The organism is Streptomyces sp. NPDC085932 (assembly GCF_044540525.1).
Taxonomy (GTDB): domain Bacteria; phylum Actinomycetota; class Actinomycetes; order Streptomycetales; family Streptomycetaceae; genus Streptomyces; species Streptomyces levis.
Genome location: NZ_JBITSJ010000002.1, coordinates 774,714 through 791,091, shown reverse-complemented (window position 1 = coordinate 791,091; position 16,378 = coordinate 774,714). Strand labels below are relative to the sequence as shown.

At 72.2% G+C, this 16,378-nt stretch carries 16 protein-coding genes and 1 tRNA gene; 8 read left to right on the top strand and 9 right to left on the bottom strand.

Annotated elements, in window-relative coordinates; translation table 11 throughout:
* The first annotated feature begins 28 nt into the window (after positions 1–28).
* Positions 29–1,315 carry a phosphatase PAP2 family protein gene (locus tag ACIGAQ_RS12730; protein WP_399783145.1) on the top strand — a complete coding sequence of 429 codons (1,287 nt, stop codon included), beginning with the start codon at positions 29–31 and terminating at the stop codon, positions 1,313–1,315.
* 189 nt (positions 1,316–1,504) lie between these two features.
* On the opposite strand, the gene ACIGAQ_RS12725 is transcribed toward ACIGAQ_RS12730, so the two are convergent.
* A complete protein-coding gene (locus ACIGAQ_RS12725; RefSeq protein ID WP_309094093.1) occupies positions 1,505–1,738 on the bottom strand; it encodes a DUF2277 domain-containing protein in 234 nt (77 codons plus the stop codon).
* Between the two features lie 100 nt (positions 1,739–1,838).
* Between ACIGAQ_RS12725 and ACIGAQ_RS12720 the strand changes: the two genes are divergently transcribed.
* On the top strand, positions 1,839–2,762 hold the full coding sequence (locus ACIGAQ_RS12720; RefSeq protein WP_399781955.1) for a ketopantoate reductase family protein: 924 nt from the start codon (positions 1,839–1,841) through the stop codon (positions 2,760–2,762).
* A gap of 51 nt (positions 2,763–2,813) precedes the next feature.
* Positions 2,814–3,167: a hypothetical protein gene (locus ACIGAQ_RS12715; protein WP_399781952.1), complete on the top strand. Its 354-nt coding sequence runs from the start codon at positions 2,814–2,816 to the stop codon at positions 3,165–3,167.
* 54 nt (positions 3,168–3,221) lie between these two features.
* Here ACIGAQ_RS12715 and ACIGAQ_RS12710 read toward each other — a convergent pair.
* Positions 3,222–3,293 (bottom strand) — tRNA-Val (locus ACIGAQ_RS12710).
* A gap of 198 nt (positions 3,294–3,491) precedes the next feature.
* Here ACIGAQ_RS12710 and ACIGAQ_RS12705 point away from each other — a divergent pair.
* The 4 genes from ACIGAQ_RS12705 (at position 3,492) to ACIGAQ_RS12690 (ending at position 7,029) form a co-directional block, all read left to right on the top strand.
* Positions 3,492–4,388 carry a DUF4097 family beta strand repeat-containing protein gene (locus ACIGAQ_RS12705; protein WP_399781949.1) on the top strand — a complete coding sequence of 299 codons (897 nt, stop codon included), beginning with the start codon at positions 3,492–3,494 and terminating at the stop codon, positions 4,386–4,388.
* A 74-nt stretch (positions 4,389–4,462) separates the two neighbouring features.
* Positions 4,463–5,866, top strand: coding sequence for a hypothetical protein (locus ACIGAQ_RS12700; RefSeq protein ID WP_311685013.1), 1,404 nt, complete (start codon positions 4,463–4,465; stop codon positions 5,864–5,866).
* Positions 5,867–5,888: 22 nt separating this feature from the next.
* Entirely contained in the window at positions 5,889–6,110 is a 222-nt protein-coding gene (locus ACIGAQ_RS12695; protein WP_311685014.1) for a zinc ribbon domain-containing protein, read from the top strand.
* Between the two features lie 124 nt (positions 6,111–6,234).
* Positions 6,235–7,029: a DedA family protein gene (locus tag ACIGAQ_RS12690; RefSeq protein ID WP_399781945.1), complete on the top strand. Its 795-nt coding sequence runs from the start codon at positions 6,235–6,237 to the stop codon at positions 7,027–7,029.
* On the opposite strand, the gene ACIGAQ_RS12685 is transcribed toward ACIGAQ_RS12690, so the two are convergent.
* Genes ACIGAQ_RS12685 through ACIGAQ_RS12675 form a run of 3 tightly spaced genes read right to left on the bottom strand, consistent with a single transcriptional unit; the run spans position 6,950 to position 11,575 of the window.
* Complete coding sequence (locus ACIGAQ_RS12685; RefSeq protein WP_399781942.1) at positions 6,950–7,759, bottom strand: HAD family hydrolase; 810 nt, start codon at positions 7,757–7,759, stop codon at positions 6,950–6,952. The two genes, ACIGAQ_RS12690 and ACIGAQ_RS12685, sit on opposite strands and share 80 nt — an antisense overlap.
* On the bottom strand, positions 7,759–10,365 hold the full coding sequence (locus ACIGAQ_RS12680) for a phosphoribosyltransferase (protein ID WP_399781939.1): 2,607 nt from the start codon (positions 10,363–10,365) through the stop codon (positions 7,759–7,761). The genes ACIGAQ_RS12685 and ACIGAQ_RS12680 overlap by 1 nt, the downstream gene beginning before the upstream one ends.
* A gap of 43 nt (positions 10,366–10,408) precedes the next feature.
* Positions 10,409–11,575: an HpcH/HpaI aldolase/citrate lyase family protein gene (locus ACIGAQ_RS12675; protein WP_311685020.1), complete on the bottom strand. Its 1,167-nt coding sequence runs from the start codon at positions 11,573–11,575 to the stop codon at positions 10,409–10,411.
* A gap of 230 nt (positions 11,576–11,805) precedes the next feature.
* Between ACIGAQ_RS12675 and ACIGAQ_RS12670 the strand changes: the two genes are divergently transcribed.
* Entirely contained in the window at positions 11,806–12,732 is a 927-nt protein-coding gene (locus ACIGAQ_RS12670; RefSeq protein WP_311685022.1) for a TerD family protein, read from the top strand.
* Positions 12,733–12,816: 84 nt separating this feature from the next.
* Here ACIGAQ_RS12670 and ACIGAQ_RS12665 read toward each other — a convergent pair whose 3' ends face one another.
* The 4 genes from ACIGAQ_RS12665 to ACIGAQ_RS12650 all read right to left on the bottom strand — a co-directional run bounded on the left by ACIGAQ_RS12665 (position 12,817) and on the right by ACIGAQ_RS12650 (position 16,250).
* Positions 12,817–13,551: a Tellurium resistance gene (locus tag ACIGAQ_RS12665; RefSeq protein ID WP_311685023.1), complete on the bottom strand. Its 735-nt coding sequence runs from the start codon at positions 13,549–13,551 to the stop codon at positions 12,817–12,819.
* Between the two features lie 129 nt (positions 13,552–13,680).
* Positions 13,681–14,826: a DUF475 domain-containing protein gene (locus ACIGAQ_RS12660; RefSeq protein WP_311685025.1), complete on the bottom strand. Its 1,146-nt coding sequence runs from the start codon at positions 14,824–14,826 to the stop codon at positions 13,681–13,683.
* 152 nt (positions 14,827–14,978) lie between these two features.
* A complete protein-coding gene (locus ACIGAQ_RS12655; RefSeq protein ID WP_094058093.1) occupies positions 14,979–15,554 on the bottom strand; it encodes a TerD family protein in 576 nt (191 codons plus the stop codon).
* Positions 15,555–15,674: 120 nt separating this feature from the next.
* Entirely contained in the window at positions 15,675–16,250 is a 576-nt protein-coding gene (locus ACIGAQ_RS12650) for a calcium homeostasis/redox stress adaptation protein (protein WP_094058092.1), read from the bottom strand.
* Positions 16,251–16,378: the final 128 nt, after the last annotated feature.

Sequence of the window (16,378 nt, the reverse complement as noted above, 5' to 3'; positions counted from 1 at the left end):
GCTCGCCGCGCCACAGCGCCGGCGCGCGGTGCTGTGGGCCACGGCGGGCGTGATCACCCTGGGCTTCCTTCTCGCGCTCCAGCTCGTCGCGCACCACCTGGGGATACCCGGGCCGATCACCCAGCAGGCGCGCGAGGTGATCCACGCCCCCAAGTCCGGCTTCCTGCTCTACGCCGCCATGGCGCTGACCATGGTGGTGCTCACCTGGCGGCAGCGGCTGATCGCCCTCGGGGCGGCGATCGGCATCGACCTGGTCTTCCTGGCGGTGCGGTGGGCGACCGGCTCCGGCCTGGCGGAGGACGGCCACCCCTTCGGCAACGGCGCCCTGTGGGTCGTCCTGGGCCTCGCCGTCATCGCCCTCACCCGCCGTACCGGAGCCGAACGCCTCCTGCTGCTGAAGGGCGTCGGGCTCGGTCTGCTGCTGGTCACCGGCCGCAAGACCGGCGACACCTGGCTGCTGATCACGTCGCAGACCCTGCCGGTCACCCTCGACCCGTACATCGCCATGGCCGACCACGCCCTGGGCAACCCGTCGTGGCTGGCGGGCCGGCTCCTGGAGGCCAGTGGCCCGGTCGGGGAGCACGCCCTCGACTACGTCTACGCGCAGCTCGCGGTGGCCGCGGTCGTCGTCGCGCTGTACCAGCTGCGCCACGTGGCGGCCGAGCGGCGCTTCCCGCGCCACCACCTGGTGCGCACCTTCCTGGTGATCGGCCTCGTCGGGCCGGCGATCTACATGATCTACCCCGTGGTCGGGCCGATGTTCGCCTACGGCCCCGACGGCGGGACGTGGGCGGCGGCCGACCTGTGGCCGCACACGCTGCCGCCGGTCACCGCGCCCTACCACCTGCCCTTCGACGAGATCACCCCGCGCAACTGCATGCCCAGTCTGCACACGGCGTGGGCCACCGCGATCTTCATCCACTCCCGCCAGGGGCCGCGCGCGCTGCGTGTGGCGGGCGCGTTCTGGCTGGTCGCCACCCTCGCCGCGACGCTGGGCTTCGGCTGGCACTACGGAGTGGACCTCGTCGCCGGTGTGGTGTTCGCCTACACCATCGAGGCGGGGCTGCGCACGTTCGACCGCGGCTGGGACCGGGCGGGGATCCTGCTCGTCGCCTACGGGACCGTGGTCTTCGCCGCGCTCCTGACGGCGTACCGCTTCGCGGCGCTGGAGATGGCCGCGTACCCGTGGCTCGCCGGGCCGCTCGTGCTGCTGGTGATGGCCTCGGTGGTCTACGGCTACCGGCGCCTGACCGGGCTGTGGGAGGGCGCCACCGTCCCGGCCCCGCGGGCGGAGCCCCAGCCGGAACCGGCGTGAGGGGTACCGGCCCGCGAGCGGGCCTGAAACGCCGGGCGGCCCCTGGCGCGCCCGGCGGCAGGCCGTAGCCCGCCCGGCGGCAAGTCCTCGCCCGCCCGGCGACAGGTCCTGGCCCGCCCGGCGGTCAGCCGTCGCGCGCCCGGGGAAAGGCCTCAGCCCGCCCGGCAGCCTCAGCCCGCCCGGCAGACCTCAGCCGGCCCTGCGGCCGGCGCCGGCGCCGCGGACCTCCAGGCCGTCGAGCAGTTCGGCCGTGGCCTGCGCGACGGCCTCCACGGCGCGGTCGAACACCTCCTGGTTGTGAGCGGCGGGGGCGCGGAAGCCCGAGACCTTCCGCACGTACTGCAACGCGGCAGCGCGAATGTCCGCCTCCGTGGCCTCTTCGGGCAGCGCGGGGGGACGAAGCGTCTTGATACTCCGGCACATGCCCCCAGTCTCACCTCTTCGCCCCTCCCGCGACAGCGTTTCCTGCCATGATCACGTCGAGGCGGCCACCGTCCCGGGGCCGACCGACGAGAGGAACCCCGTGGCAGATTCCACGAACGAACGCAACGAACTCACTGTGGCCGTCCTGGGCCCGGGTGGTGTGGGCGGCCTGCTCGCCGCCCTGCTCTCCCGCGCCGGCCACCGCGTGATCTGCCTGTCCGGCGAGGAGACGGCGAAGACCCTGCGCGCCGACGGCATCCGGGTCCGCAGCGCCCGGTTCGGCGACTTCACGGCCCGCGTCGAGGCCGTCAGCGAGCTGCGCGAACCGGTCGACGCCTGCCTGGTGACCGTCAAGCACACCGCCCTGGACACGGCCCTGCGGCGCGTGCCCGTCCCCGCCGTGGGCGACGGCCTGATCGTGCCGTTCCTCAACGGCGTCGAACATCCGGCGGCCCTGCGCGCCCGCTACCGGCCCGACCGGGTCGCCCCCGCCGTCATCCGCGTCGAGTCGACCCGTCTCGCCCCGGGCGTCATCGAGCACACCAGCCCCTTCGCGGAGATCGACCTGGCCGGTACGGACGTGCCGCGCGCCCGCCTGGACGCCCTGGCCGAGGCCCTCACCGCCGCCGGCTCCGCGACCGGTGTCCAGGACGACGAGACGGCGACCCTGTGGGCGAAGATGTCGTTCCTGGCACCCTTCGCCCTGCTGACCACCCGCTACGGCCTCCCCCTCGGGGAGGTGCGCACCCGGCACCGCGACGAACTGACGGCCCTGGTGGAGGAGACGGCGGCGATCAGCCGGGCGTGCGGCGGCCCGTCGGACCCGGCCCGGGCCCTGGCCCGCTACGAGGCGTTCCCGCCCGCGATGAAGTCGTCGATGCAGCGCGACGCGGAGGCCGGGCGGCCGCTCGAAGTGGACGCCATCGGCGGTGCGTTGCTCCGCGCGGCCGAGCGCCACGGGATCGCGGCCCCGGTGACGGACCGGGTGGTGGGCGACCTGCGGCTGGTACACCCGTTCGCATGAACCACAGGAAGGAACTCGCTCCACTAAATCGAACAGGCGTATCATTGGGTCGTGGCTACGACCTATGACTTTCCGGGTGACCTCCTCGCCGGTCAGGAGGAACTCCATCAGGTCCGGGCCGAGCTGTCGGCCCTTCTGAAGCGGCTTCCCTGGTCGGTGGAGCCGTTGGACGGCTTCAGCGACGACAACGGCTGGCGCAAGGTGGAACGCCCCGCCTCCCCCGGCTGGACCGCCGACGAACAGGCCGAGGTGGAGAAACTCCGGCAGCGGGAGCACGAACTCGCGGTGTTCGTCAGCACGCACCGCTACTGGTCCGAACTCACGGGCCCCGACCGGGTGTCGGCCCGCTCGGAGCTAAAACACGCCCACGAGCCCCCACCGGAGAACCCGGACGGGACACAGTGACGGGAGAGGCCCCCGGGGGATTCCCCCGGGGGCCTCTCGACTGCTCGGTGTCTGTGGGCGCGGACGGTTTCGAACCGCCGACATCCTGCTTGTAAGGCAGGCGCTCTACCCCTGAGCTACGCACCCGGCTCCCGGGTCACGTGCCCAGGACGAGTCGACAGCCTACATTGCCCGGGGCGCGGTCCCGCAAACCCGTATCGCCGGTGGCGGCGGGGGTTATCCCCACCCCGGATCCGGGAGGCGCCCGGATCCCCCGGCGAGCCCCTGATCCGTACGGTCGTAGAGCGCCCGAGAGCGCCCGTCGTCCGCCAGGGGGAGACCATCATGGCCCGCACCGCACGCACCACCGGCACTGTCGCCGGCACCAGCAACGGCACCGCCGCCCGCAGTACCCGCACGCCCCGCAGCACTCTCACCCGCACGGCCGCCGTCGCCGGTGCCGTCGTGGTGCTCGTCGCCGGGCTCGGCGCCTGCGGGGCCTCCGCCGGGGACGACAAGGAGCCCGAGCGCCGGTCCTTCGACCTCCAGGGCCGCACACTCACCGTCGACTCCGACGACTCGGCCCTGGAGATCGTCGCCGCGGACGGCCATCCGCGGGGGAGGATCGAGGTCACCCGCTGGTTCCGGGGCTCCGTCGTCCTCGGAAAGGACCCCGAGGTCAGCTGGACCATGAAGGACGACCGGCTGGTCCTGCGGCTGGAGTGCGCGGGCTTCGTAGCCGACTGCTCCGCCAAGCACCGCATCGAGGTGCCCCGCGGCATCACCGTGAACGTCCGGGACGGCGACGGCAGCGTCCGCGCCCGGGGCTTCCGCGACCCGCTGGACATCCGCACGGGCGACGGCTCCGTCCGCGTCACCGACACCACCGGCCCCGTGGAGCTGCGCACCGGCGACGGATCGATCCGCGTCTCCGACACCACCGGCCCGCTGCGGATGCGCACCGGCGACGGTTCCATCCGCGCGGACGTCTCCTCCCGTGACGTGCGCACCCACACCGGCGACGGCTCCGTCCGCCTCGAACTCGGCGTCGTGCCCGACCGCGTGGACTCCCGCAGCGGAGACGGCTCCGTGACCATCGCCCTGCCCCGGGCCGGCTACCGCGTGAGCACCGAGACCGGGGACGGCGGCGTCGACGTGACCGTGCCCCGCGACGAGAACAGCGCCCACGTGGTGTCCGCCCGCACCGGTGACGGCAAAGTGACGGTCCGAACGGCGAACTAACCGGCCCGTGTGTTCGTCCTTAACCGGTGGGAGAATGACACCGGGCAGGGTGGACCACAGCACGGGAGAGGGATGTGACGGCGACACCAGCGCAGCCGTACTCGCCGTCGGTGCCGCGCGCACGCCGTCCGCGCCGCCGCCTCACCCGCGGACCCGGCCCCCTCCGCGACACGCTCGCCCTGGTCACCCTGCCGCTGCTGGCCGCGCTGGCCCTGCCCGCCGCCTTCGCGGGCGGCGGCACCCGCCGCTGGTTCGGCGGCCGGGCCGAGAACCAGCGGGCCGAGGCCCAGGCCGCGAAGGACGCCGCCGCCGCGGCCTTCTACGAACTCGACACCGCCCAGCGCGACCTGCGCATCTCCATCGAGACGATCACCGCCGTCGACGACTCCCCGGCCGCCCGGCGCGCCGTCGGCGACTTCGACGCCCTCGGGCGGCGCATCGACGAGGCCAGCCACCGCTACATCGACGCCGTCGACGCCCACGACCTCGACCGCGACGACCTGGAGGCCTCGGCCGCCTCCCGCGCCCGCGGCGAGCTGACGGCGGCGAAGGAGGAGCTCGGCCGCGTCAAGCAGGAGCTGGACCGGTTCGCCGACGGCCTCGGCCCGCTGCTCGGCAAGGCCGAGACGCAGCTGGCCCGCCTCGCCCCCGCGGTGGAGCGGGCCCGCCAGGCCCTGCTCGCCGCCTCCAACGCCCTCGACTCCGTACGCGCCACGGGCCTGAAGGCGGACGACCTCGCCGCCCGGCTGGCCGCCCTCTCCCCCGAGCTCACCAAGCTCAACCAGGGCGCCGGCCAGCACGGCGTACCGCAGACCCTGGAGCGGGCCGAGCGCGTCACCCGCGAGGCGGAGGCGGTCCGGGTCGAGGCCGAGCGGCTGCCGGACCGCGCGGCCGAGATCGACCACCGGCTCGTCTCCCTGCGCACCCGCGCCCAGGCCCTCACCACCCGCTCCGAGCAGGTCGACCCGATCCTCAGCGAGCTGCGCCGCCGCTTCACCGTCGCCTGCTGGCAGGACCTGCAGAGCGTTCCCGACACGGCCGCCGAGAACGTCCGCCGGGCGGAGACGAAACTCGCCGAGGCCCGCGCCGCCCGCGACGAACAGCGCTGGGCCGACGCGACCGCCCTGCTGTCGACCGTCCGGGCCCTGCTGAACACCACCGACGAGGCCGTCTCGGCCGCCGGTGACCGCCTGCACCGGCTGAACGCCGTGCAGAAGGACCCGCAGCAGGAGATCGAGCGCACCCGTTTCGCCATCCGCGACGCCCAGCGCCTCGCCATGGCCGGCCGCAACACCCCCGATCCGCGCCACGCCCGCCCCCTGGACGAGGCGGTGGCCCGCCTGGAGCGTGCCGTCGCCACGCTGGAGGGCCGCCACCCCGACTACTGGCACTTCCTCACGGAGACGGAAGCGGTCCGCCGGTCCGTGGCGCACGTGGTCGCCCTGATCCGCGAGGAACGGGGCGCGGCGGGCCACTGACCGCGCCGGTTAACCTGTGCGCATGCCTCGCTACGAGTACCGCTGCCGTACCTGCGGCGACACCTTCGAACTCAGCCGTCCCATGGCCCAGTCCTCGGCCCCCGCGGCCTGCCCCGCGGGGCACGACGACACGGTGAAGCTCCTGTCCACGGTCTCCGTGGCCGGCTCGGCCGCCGCGCCCGCCCCGGCGCCCCGCGCGGGCGGTGGCGGAGGCGGCTGCTGCGGCGGCGGCTGCTGCGGCTGACGCCTTCCGCGGAGCGCCGAACACGGCTCCGCAGGCCCGGGTCCGGTGCCCCGAGAACCCGTTTCCCAGGCCCCGGGACCGGTTCCTCAGGATCCCTTCAGGTCCGTTTCCCTAGCGTGGCGGCATGACAGCCATCGCCGCGGACGCCGGACCGCAGTGGGTCAACGACCTCATGGACGCGCTGGGCGCGCCGGGTGCCGGTCTCGCCATCGCCCTGGAGAACCTGTTCCCGCCGCTGCCCAGCGAGGTGATCCTGCCCATGGCCGGGTTCGCCGCGAGCAGCGGACGGATGAGCCTGCTCGCCGTCCTGCTGTGGACGACGGCGGGCTCCGTGCTCGGCGCGCTCGCCCTGTACGGGGTCGGGGCGCTGCTCGGCCGTGACCGGACGGTGGCCGTCGCGGGCCGGCTCCCGCTGGTGAAGGTCTCGGACATCGAGAAGACCGAGGCGTGGTTCCTCAAGCACGGCACCAAGGCCGTGTTCTTCGGCCGGATGATCCCGATCTTCCGCAGCCTGATCTCGGTGCCGGCCGGTGTCGAGCGCATGCGTCTGCCGGTGTTCCTGGGCCTGACCACCCTGGGCAGCGCGATCTGGAACACCGTGTTCGTGCTGGCGGGCTACTTCCTCGGCGCGAACTGGCACACGGTGTCCGACATCGTCTCCACCTACTCCAAGGTGGTCCTGGCCGTGGCGGCCCTGGCCGTGGTGGCGTTCATCGTCATACGGCTGCTGCGACGGCGCCCTGAAGGGGCGCGGGACGGTTCTGACGAGCGCCTCCGCCGCGGGGCGCGGCAAGCCACCGCGCGGCCGCAGCCGCACGACGACCAGGACACCCGGGTTCTCAGGCGCCCCGCACTGCCCCCAGAAACTCCCGCAGGATCCGCTCCCCGGCGAGAACCCCCCGGTCGGGAAGCACCCTGATCGAGGGAGCCGTGAAGCCCGTGTCGGCCAGCTCCCCGTGGCCGGGCCGCCAGCCCTGGTCCGCCGCGAGGAGCAGGTCGGTGTCGAGCAGGGAGTCCCCCGCGGCGAGCGTGAGGCCGGCGCCGGTCCGCCGCGCGACCTCGCGCATCGCCGCGCTCTTGGTGAGCGGCTTCGGCACCGCGTAGATCTTGCGGCCCTGCAGAGACACCGTCCAGCCTCGGTTCTCCGCCCACACCCCGAGCTCCTTCACCCAGTCCTCGTGCAGCAGTTCCCGCTCGACGACGAGGTAGGCGAAGAGGTCGTCGGCGACGCGGTGCTTGCGCACCCACACCGGGTCCGCGGCCCTGAGCAGGTGTTCCTGCACCTCGGCCAGGGGCGCGCACTGGTCGGCCAGCCGCGCGGTCACCTGCGCGTGCCAGTCGGGGTCGGTGACACCGTCGACCAGGAGGTGGCCGCCGTTCGCGCAGATCGCGTACGTGGGCGCGGGGCCGGGCAGGTTGATGCGCTGGTACTGCTTGCGCGTCCGGGTCGTGGTCGGCACGAACACGGCCTCGTCGCCCAGTTCCCCCAGCAGCCGCGCCGCCGTCTCGGTCATGTACGACAGCGGCTTGCTCTCGTGCACCTCCACGCACAGCAGCCGGGGCGCCCGCGCGTCCGGCATGGTCAGCGCCAGCGCGGCGGCGGAGTAGATCAGGGTGCGGTCGAGGTCGCTCGCGACGATCACCGGCATCAGACCGTCACCGCCTTGCCGTCGGCACCGGTCGCGCCGCGGGTGTACTGGGGGTGGATCAGGCCGACGCAGGTGTAGGGCAGGTCGGCCACCTCCTCGACGGGCACGCCGCGTTGCTCGGCGAGCAGGCGCACGTGGTCGAGGTCGCTGCCCGCCCCGGCGCGTGCCAGGACCTTCCACGGCACGCGGCGCAGCATCACGCGGGTCGTCTCGCCGACGCCGGGCTTGACGAGGTTGACGTCGCGGATGCCGTACTCCTCACTGATGCGTTCGACGGCGGCCCAGCCCGCCCAGGTGGGCGAGCGGTCGGCGGCGAGCAGTTCCCCGGCCTGGGCGCGGGCGGCGTCCGCGACCTCGGGGAAGCGGGCCGAGACGGCGTCCAGGAACGCCACCGAGACGTCCGTGGCGGCGAGTTCGCGGTAGAACTTGGCGCCGTGGAAGTCGTGCGGTCCGACCAGGTCCGCGCGCAGCACGGTCCGCGAGATCAGGCCGGAGACGGTGGAGTTGAGGCAGGCGGAGGGGATGAGGAAGTCCTCACGGGTGCCGTAGGTGCGGACGCAGGAGCCGGGGTCGGCGAGGACGGCGATCTCCGGGTCGAAGCCGCTGACGCCGTCGGACTTCTCGAACTCCGTGAGCGCCTGGGCGAGTTCTCGGGTGATGGCGCCCTTGCCGGTCCAGCCGTCGACGAAGACGACGTCCCGGGGGTCGTGGTGCTCGGCGAGCCAGCGCAGCGCGTTGGCGTCGAGGCCGCGGCCCCGGACGATCGACACGGCGTAGTGCGGCAGGTCCAGGCCGTGCCGGTGCTGTGCCCAGCGGCGCATGAGGATGCCCACCGGGGTGCCGGCCCGGGCCAGGGAGACCAGGACCGGACGCGGCGACCGCTCGGCGAGGACGATCTCGGTGACGACGCCGACCGCCTGCGCGATCCGGGCCGCCGAGTCCTCCAGCGCGGCGTGGAAGAGGGCCTGGTACCGCTCGCTCGGCTGGTACTCCACCGGCAGCGACTCCGCGTAGTGGGCGCCGCCGCTCTGGATCGCCTCCTCGCGCTCCTCGGTCGGCGCCTCCAGCGTCACGTCCGAGAGGTCCTGGAGCAGCCAGCCGACCTCCTCGGGCGCGTACGAGGAGAAGGCGGGGCCGCGGAGGGGCTCGGGCAGCATGGAGGGCCTTTCGGGCGCGTGCGGGGTCTCGGGGACGTACGACGGTACGACGGCGAGGAGGACCTGCGGGGTGTGTGCCGCGAGGCAGGCCAGCAGCCCGTCGGGGGCGTGCAGCGCGGGGGTGTCCGCGGTGGAGTCGACGACGGCGACGACGGCGTCGAAGCCGGCACCGGCGACGTTGTAGGCGTACCGCTCCCCCGGGCCGTCGGCGGGGTCGTCGTGGGCGGGGAAGGCGAGGCGGGTGCGTATCGCGTAGCCCGGGTCGTCCACGGCGAGGACGGGCGAGCGGGTGGTGGTCGAGTAGCGCACCTCGGCGTCCGTGGCCCGCTCCAGGGCCTCGGCGAGCCGCAGCGGGGCGTACATGAGCTCCTCGAAGCCGAGCACGTGCACGCGCCGGGCCCCGGCGGGCAGTGCCTCGGCGATCCGGGCGGCCATACCGGGCAGGGCCGCCTCCAGGCGTTCCCGGTGGGCGGGGGTGAACCCGTGCCGGCCGCCGTCGGGGAGACCGGCGGGCCACTGCAGGTCGATGCGGGTGGCGTAGGGGGCGGCGCCCTCGTCGTCCGAGTGCGGGCCGCTGGGGGCTGGTCGCGCAGTTCCCCGCGCCCCTGAAAGGGGCGTGTCGGCAACGCCCTCAAGGGGCGCTGGGGACTGCGCGAGCGACCACGGCGGGGCCGCACCCGCCGGCGAACTCTCCGCCGCACTCCCGGACGCGTACCGCGCCACCAGCTCCTGCCCCTTCTCCAGCACCCCCTCCGGCAGCCGCACGGTCCCCGAGGCCGCTGCCACGAGATCCACCCGCGCGCCGATCTCCCGCGCGAACTCCTCCAGCCGGCCCGCATCGGCAGCGGACCGCATGTCCACCAACGCCACCACGACATACCTCCGCCGCGGATACCGCGCATGAAGATCGCGCACGGTGTTCAGCACCGTGTTCCCCGTGGAGAACTCGTCGTCGACCAGGACCAGCGGCCCGTCACCGGCGAGCAGCGCGGGGTCCTCCGGCAGCAGCAGGTGGGAGGTGGCGTGGGAGTGGGACTCCTCGAAGCCGCCCGCCGGGGTGAGCCCGGCGACCGGGCGGCGGGTGGAGTGCAGGCAGGGGGCGAGGCCGAGGCCGTCGGCGACGCTGTGGCCGAGGCCGGTCGCGGTCTCCGCGTAGCCCAGGACAACGGCCCTGCGGGCCTCGTCGTCGCCCAGCAGGTCCCGCACGCGGCGACCGAGCGCGACTCCGTGGCCGTGGACGACGGACGGCGACTGCGGCACGTGCTTGCCCAGCACGTTCGACACCAGCAGGTGGGCCCGCTTGGGGTTGCGGCGCAGCGCCAGCCCCAGCAGGTCGGTCAGCCCGTCGTCACCGGCCAGCTCGACGCCGAGCCGCTCGGCGACCCAGCTGCCCGACCAGACGCCGTCGCGCACCTCGTGGTGCGGCCCCTCGTTCACTGCCTTCTCCATGGATTCCCTGCGTCGTGTGCACCGGTGTGCCTGGTTCGGAAAGTCAGCTCGGCAAGCCCGCCGCGAGCAGTTCCACGAAGCCGATGTCCTCGTTGGCCACGCCGAACACCTCGGCGCGCAGCAGCGTCCGCTCCGCCCAGGCCCGGTGCGGCTTCACCTCGTTCATCTTGTTCGTGTACGCCGATCTCAGCACACCGCCGCCGCCGCGCTCGGGGCGCAGGATGTCCTGGGCGTCCGAGAACTCCTCGTGGCTGACGACCGACAGGGCGTGCACCGGCAGCACGTGGGAGGGGTGGATGCAGGTCTTGCCCAGCAGGCCGTTGGCCTGGTCCAGGGAGATCTCCCGCAGCAGCCCGTCCATGGCGTGCTCGATCAGCTTCTCGCGCAGCTCGGCGGCCTGCACCTCCAGGAAGGGGCTCTGCCGCAGCAACGGCTTGAACATGCGCTCCTGGACCCGGAAGTACTCCCACACCGGCCCCGTCACGGTGAAGCCCGTGCCGTCGGCGCGGCCCAGCATGTTCACCACGTCGGCGATCACGGAGGCGACGATCTGCACGTCGTAGGCGGTCATGTCGGGGCCCCGGCGCAGCCCGTAGGAGGAGCAGAAGTCCGTCACGCCGAGGCGCAGGGCGAGGACGCGGTCGCGGTACTTGTCGACCGCGCGGAAGATGCCCTCCAGGGTCTCGACCCGCGATTCGCGGTAGAGCAGCTCGGGAGACTCCAGGACCGGCATGGCGAAAAGGCGACGCCCGCTTTCGGCCTCGGCGGTCGCCAGGGCCTCCAGGAACGGCATGCCGCGCTCCGCGGTGAACTTCGGCAGGACGAACCCGGACAGCAGGCGGACGGCGGGGCCGAGGCGCCGTACGAGGTCGGGTATCTGCTCGGGGACGCGGACCCGGATGAACAGCAGCGGCAGGTCCGCGTCCGGCAGTTCGGCCAGGGCCGTGAACTGGCGGACGAGATTCTCCTCGCCGGGGCCCACGTCTGCGTCGTCGATGGAGTCCTCCAGGCAGAGCACCATCGAGACCACGCCGCGGCCGCCCTGCTTGAGGACGTCGTCGGCGAGGCGGGGCCGCGTGGCCGGGCTGTAGAGCGTGGCGCCCAGGGCCGCCGCAAGCAGCCGGGCCGGGGAGTCCGGCGTGAACACGCACGGCTCCCGGTGGAAGAGACGCTTCCGCACCTCAGGGGCGATGTGCCCGAAATGACGCATGGAACTCCCCCGTGGTGGTGGTGCGGCCTGCGATTCGACGAAAGGTGGCCGGTAATAGTACGTAGAAGTCCATGTCGGAGGTTCCCGTCAGGCATGAATTTCAGGTAACGCGGGCAATCACAGCCAGTACCCGGCCATGACGACGGTAGTCCCCGGCGGCCGTGCGCGCCGCTCGTGGCACCCGGCCCCCCGCGTTGTCGTGAGCAGGACCGAGAAGGCAGGATGACCGCATGACGCACGCCATGCTGAAGGGGTCGAACGTCCCGCTGGAGGCCACCACGGTGCGCGCCGTGCTGCGCTGGACACCCGGACAGGGGGTTCCGGACGTCGACGCCTCCGCGCTGCTCCTCGGCCCCGACGGCCGCGTGCGCTCCGACGAGGACTTCGTCTTCTACAACCAGCCCCGGCACCCCTCCGGGAAGGTGTGGCGGCTCGGCAAGAAGCGGGTCGCCGAGGGCCTGACCGACACGATCCAGACGGAGCTCACCGGTGTCGAGCCGGAGGTGAGCCGGATCCTGCTGGTCGCCTCGGCGGACGGGGTGACGTTCGACCGCGTACGGGAGCTGCGCATCCTGCTGTACGACGCGGCCGACGCCGGCACGGAGGCGCTGGCGCACTTCGACGTCAAGCCGGAGACGGGCGAGGAGACCGCGCTGATCTGCGGCGAGCTGTACCGGCGCGGGGAGGGCTGGAAGTTCCGGGCCCTGGGCGAGGGCTACTCGAACGGGCTGAAGGGCCTCGCGACCGACTTCGGCATCTCCGTGGACGAGTCGGAGGCGGCGCAGGAGCCGACCACGACCGTGCCCGCCCCTCCCACGACGGCCGGTTCCGCCCAGGCCACGGCCCCCGGGCCCGGGCAGCAGCCCGCAGCCGCGTCGCAGTCCTCCGCCGAGACGTCCCGGCCGCTGCCGCCGGAGCAGCCGACCGCGGTGCCCGCGCAGTCCGGGTACGGCTACCCGCCCCAGCAGCCCCCGGCGACGCAGCCGGCGTACGGCTACCCGCAGCCCGCGGGCCGGCCCGCGTACGGCTACCCGCAGGCACCGGCGGCGGGCGCCGCGGGCGCGCAGTCCGGCTACGGCTACCCGCAGCCGGTCACCGCGGCCCCCGACCCGGACTTCCGGCTGCCCCCGCAGGGCCCGCAGTTCATCGGACGCTGAGCCCACCGGGACCGCCGAGGCCACCGGCGGCACCGCGGAGGCCGCCGCAGCCGCCGGACCCGGGCCCACGGCGATCCCGCGGGCTCAGCGGTCGACCTTCGTCTTGTAGCCCCGGCCCCACTGCAGCCCCCACCCGTACAGCCGGTCCAGTTCCGCCTGGAAGCCGTAGACGAACCTGGCCTCGCGGCGGACGACGATCTCGTTCTTGACCTTCTCGATCATGACGACGGCGCAGGAGCGGGCCTGCGGCTGGCGTTCGTCGAGGTGGATCTCGATGCGGGGGCCGTTGCTCGGGTAGAGCGTGACGATGGCCTGGGCACGGTCGAAGGCGGGTGTCTGGTCGTAGATGTAGACGAAGACCAGAAGCCGCTTGATGCTGTCGCGGTGGTCCAGGTTGATGTACATCGTCTCGCCGGACCCGGAGCCGAAGCGGTCGTCGCCGCTGAGCTTGACGTACGGCGGGGCGTTGACGTCGCCGAAGTAGCCGCCGAGCGGCTGCACGACGCCCTTGGTGCCGTCCTGGAGCTCGTAGAGGCAGCCCAGGTCGAGGTCGACGTTGACCATGCTCTGGCTGTGGCCGACGACCTCCGGTGGCTTCAGAGCCCGGAAGGGGTGCCGCAGCAGGCTCTCGCGCTGGGAGCCGCCGATGTCGGAGGTGCGCATCCGCCAGCTGAGGTTGACCCGCAGATGGCCGGTGGCCGCGTCCTGCTTGGTGAGTGATATCTGCGCGCGCCGCTTGGTCAGCTCGATCGCGTTGGTCGACGCGTCGCCCGAGTCGAACTGCACAGTGCCGCGCCGGAGTCCGTCGAACAGGCCCATTCCGCCCCCACGTTCACTTGGAGACCGCGGGTCGTCGCCCTGCCCGCGGCCTTGACGACCGACGGGGCGGCCGCCGAGGACTCGCCTCGGTGGCCGCCCCGTCGAGAGCGTTCCTCACCCGGAGGGGTGTCACACCCCGGACGAGACCTCAGTCTTGTCGTCCGAGCCGGCCTTTCCCTCGGCCGCCGCGATGGCGCGGTTGCGGCGGACGGAGGACCAGAAGGAGGCGCCGATCAGGACGACTCCGATGAGACCGGTGATGATCTCGTTGATCTCGTACTGGATGGTGACCAGCAGGATCATGGCGAGCGCGCCGATGGCGTAGTGCGCGCCGTGCTCCAGGTAGACGTAGTCGTCGAGCGTGCCCTGGCGGACCAGGTAGACCGTGAGCGACCGGACGTACATGGCGCCGATGCCCAGGCCGAGGGCCATCAGGACGATGTCGTTGGTGATGGCGAAGGCGCCGATCACGCCGTCGAAGGAGAAGGACGCGTCGAGGACCTCCAGGTAGAGGAACATGAAGAACGCGGCCTTGCCGGCCAGCTTGACCGCCGACTTGGGCTTGCCCTCACGGACGGCCTGTTCCTCGGCCTCGTGCTCGCGCTCCTCCTCCTCTTCGAGCTTGTCCTCGAAGTAGCCGGAGAGCCCGCCGACGATCATGTACGTGATCAGACCGGCGATGCCGGAGAGCAGGACCGTCTCCGCCTTGTCGGCGTGGGTGCCGCCGTGCTGGTGGGCGTGGGCGCCGAAGGTGATCGAGGAGATCAGCAGCACGATCAGGGCGATGCAGACCGACAGCATGTCGACCTTGCCGAGCTTGGCCAGCGGCCGCTCCAGCCAGCCGAGCCACTTGATGTCCCGGTCCTCGAAGATGAAGTCCAGGAAGATCATCAGCAGGAACATGCCGCCGAAGGCCGCGATCGACGGGTGCGCGTCGGTGACGAGCTCCTGGTAGCGGTCCTTGTCGGTGAGTGCGAGGTCGACGGCCTCGATCGGCCCCAGCTGCGCGCTGACGGCGACGATGACGACGGGGAAGACCAGTCGCATGCCGAAGACGGCGATCAGGATGCCGATGGTGAGGAAGATCTTCTGCCAGAAGGCATTCATCTTCTTCAGGATCCCGGCGTTGACCACCGCGTTGTCGAAGGACAGCGAGATCTCGAGGATGGACAGGATCGCTACGACACCGAACGCGGTCCACCCTCCGTAGAAGACCGCTGCGACCAGGCCGAGCGCGGTGACCGCGAACGACCACCCGAAGGTTTTCAGAACCACTGGCTACCCAATCGTGTGTTGGGGGTCCCCCCCAGACGGAATCTGGGGGAGGGACTCCCCCGCGCCGTACCCGGCTTTACGAACTTTTGAAGCCGAAGTCTAGTCGGGCCCCTCCCGCCCCCCAGGGGGCCCCGCGTTTTGCTCATAACGCGTTATGAGACGTTGACCCCGAAGTCCAGGGCGATCCCCCGCAGACCGGACGCGTACCCCTGCCCCACGGCCCTGAACTTCCACTCGCCCTGGTAGCGGTAGACCTCGCCGAAGATCATCGCGGTCTCCGTGGAGGCGTCCTCGCTGAGGTCGTAACGGGCGAGTTCCTGGCCGTCGGCCTGGTTGACGACGCGGATGAATGCGTTGCTGACCTGGCCGAAGGTCTGGCCGCGCTCGTCGGCCATGTGGATGGAGACCGGGAACACGATCTTGTCGCACTGCGGCGGCACCTTGGAGAGGTCGATCAGCAGCGACTCGTCGTCGCCGTCGCCCTCGCCGGTGAGGTTGTCACCCGTGTGCTCGACCGAACCGTCCGGACTCTTGAGCTGGTTGTAGAAGACGAACCACTCGTCCCCGAGCACCCGGCCGCCGCTGCACATCAGCGCGCTGGCGTCGAGGTCGAACGGGGCTCCGGTGGTGGAGCGCGCGTCCCAGCCGAGCCCGATCATCACCTGAGTGAGGTTCGGTGCGGCCTTGGACAGGGAGACATTGCCCCCTTTGGCAAGCGTGACGCCCATGCTGATGTCCCTCCCCGGGTGGTGTTACTGAGGTGGTCCTGCACGTCCGGCGCCGCACGTAAACCGTGCGGCGCCGGACAGAAAGAACCGGAGCCCCGTCGCCGGGGTCCGACGAGTGGCTCAGACGTTCACGCCGAAGTCCTGCGCGATGCCGCGCAGGCCCGAGGCGTAGCCCTGGCCGATGGCGCGGAACTTCCACTCCGCGCCGTGCCGGTAGAGCTCGCCGAAGACCATGGCGGTCTCCGTGGAGGCGTCCTCCGACAGGTCGTAGCGGGCGATCTCGGCGCCGCCGGCCTGGTTGACGACGCGGATGAACGCGTTGCGCACCTGGCCGAAGGACTGCTGGCGGGTCTCGGCGTCGTAGATCGAGACCGGGAAGACGATCTTCTCGACGTCGGCCGGGACGCCGGCCAGGTCGACCTTGATCTGCTCGTCGTCGCCCTCGCCCTCACCGGTGAGGTTGTCACCGGTGTGCTCGACGGAGCCGTCCGGGCTCTTGAGGTTGTTGAAGAAGATGAAGTGCGCGTCGCTGGCGACCTTGCCGGAGCTGTTCAGCAGCAGCGCGCTGGCGTCCAGGTCGAAGTCGGTGCCGGTCGTGGTGCGGACGTCCCACCCCAGACCGATGATGACCGCGGTCAGGCCCGGCGCCTCCTTGGTCAGCGATACGTTGCCGCCCTTGCTGAGGCTGACTCCCACGAGTCCTCCATTGGTGTCCAGGGGCGGGATGCCCCGTTGTGCTCGGATGTCGGATCAACGAGTCGATCCTAGTGACGGGTTCCCGCCCCTCGCAGGCCCTGAAGCCGACAATTCAGCGGGTGTCGAGC

Excerpts from the sequence above, each read along its gene's own strand:
- ACIGAQ_RS12725 (WP_309094093.1), bottom strand. The coding sequence starts at position 1,738 with ATGTGCCGGAGTATCAAGACGCTTCGTCCCCCCGCGCTGCCCGAAGAG.
- ACIGAQ_RS12705 (WP_399781949.1), top strand. The coding sequence starts at position 3,492 with ATGGCCCGCACCGCACGCACCACCGGCACTGTCGCCGGCACCAGCAAC.
- ACIGAQ_RS12695 (WP_311685014.1), top strand. The coding sequence starts at position 5,889 with ATGCCTCGCTACGAGTACCGCTGCCGTACCTGCGGCGACACCTTCGAA.
- ACIGAQ_RS12690 (WP_399781945.1), top strand. The coding sequence starts at position 6,235 with ATGACAGCCATCGCCGCGGACGCCGGACCGCAGTGGGTCAACGACCTC.
- ACIGAQ_RS12685 (WP_399781942.1), bottom strand. The coding sequence starts at position 7,759 with ATGCCGGTGATCGTCGCGAGCGACCTCGACCGCACCCTGATCTACTCC.
- ACIGAQ_RS12680 (WP_399781939.1), bottom strand. The coding sequence starts at position 10,365 with ATGGAGAAGGCAGTGAACGAGGGGCCGCACCACGAGGTGCGCGACGGC.
- ACIGAQ_RS12675 (WP_311685020.1), bottom strand. The coding sequence starts at position 11,575 with ATGCGTCATTTCGGGCACATCGCCCCTGAGGTGCGGAAGCGTCTCTTC.
- ACIGAQ_RS12670 (WP_311685022.1), top strand. The coding sequence starts at position 11,806 with ATGACGCACGCCATGCTGAAGGGGTCGAACGTCCCGCTGGAGGCCACC.
- ACIGAQ_RS12665 (WP_311685023.1), bottom strand. The coding sequence starts at position 13,551 with ATGGGCCTGTTCGACGGACTCCGGCGCGGCACTGTGCAGTTCGACTCG.
- ACIGAQ_RS12655 (WP_094058093.1), bottom strand. The coding sequence starts at position 15,554 with ATGGGCGTCACGCTTGCCAAAGGGGGCAATGTCTCCCTGTCCAAGGCC.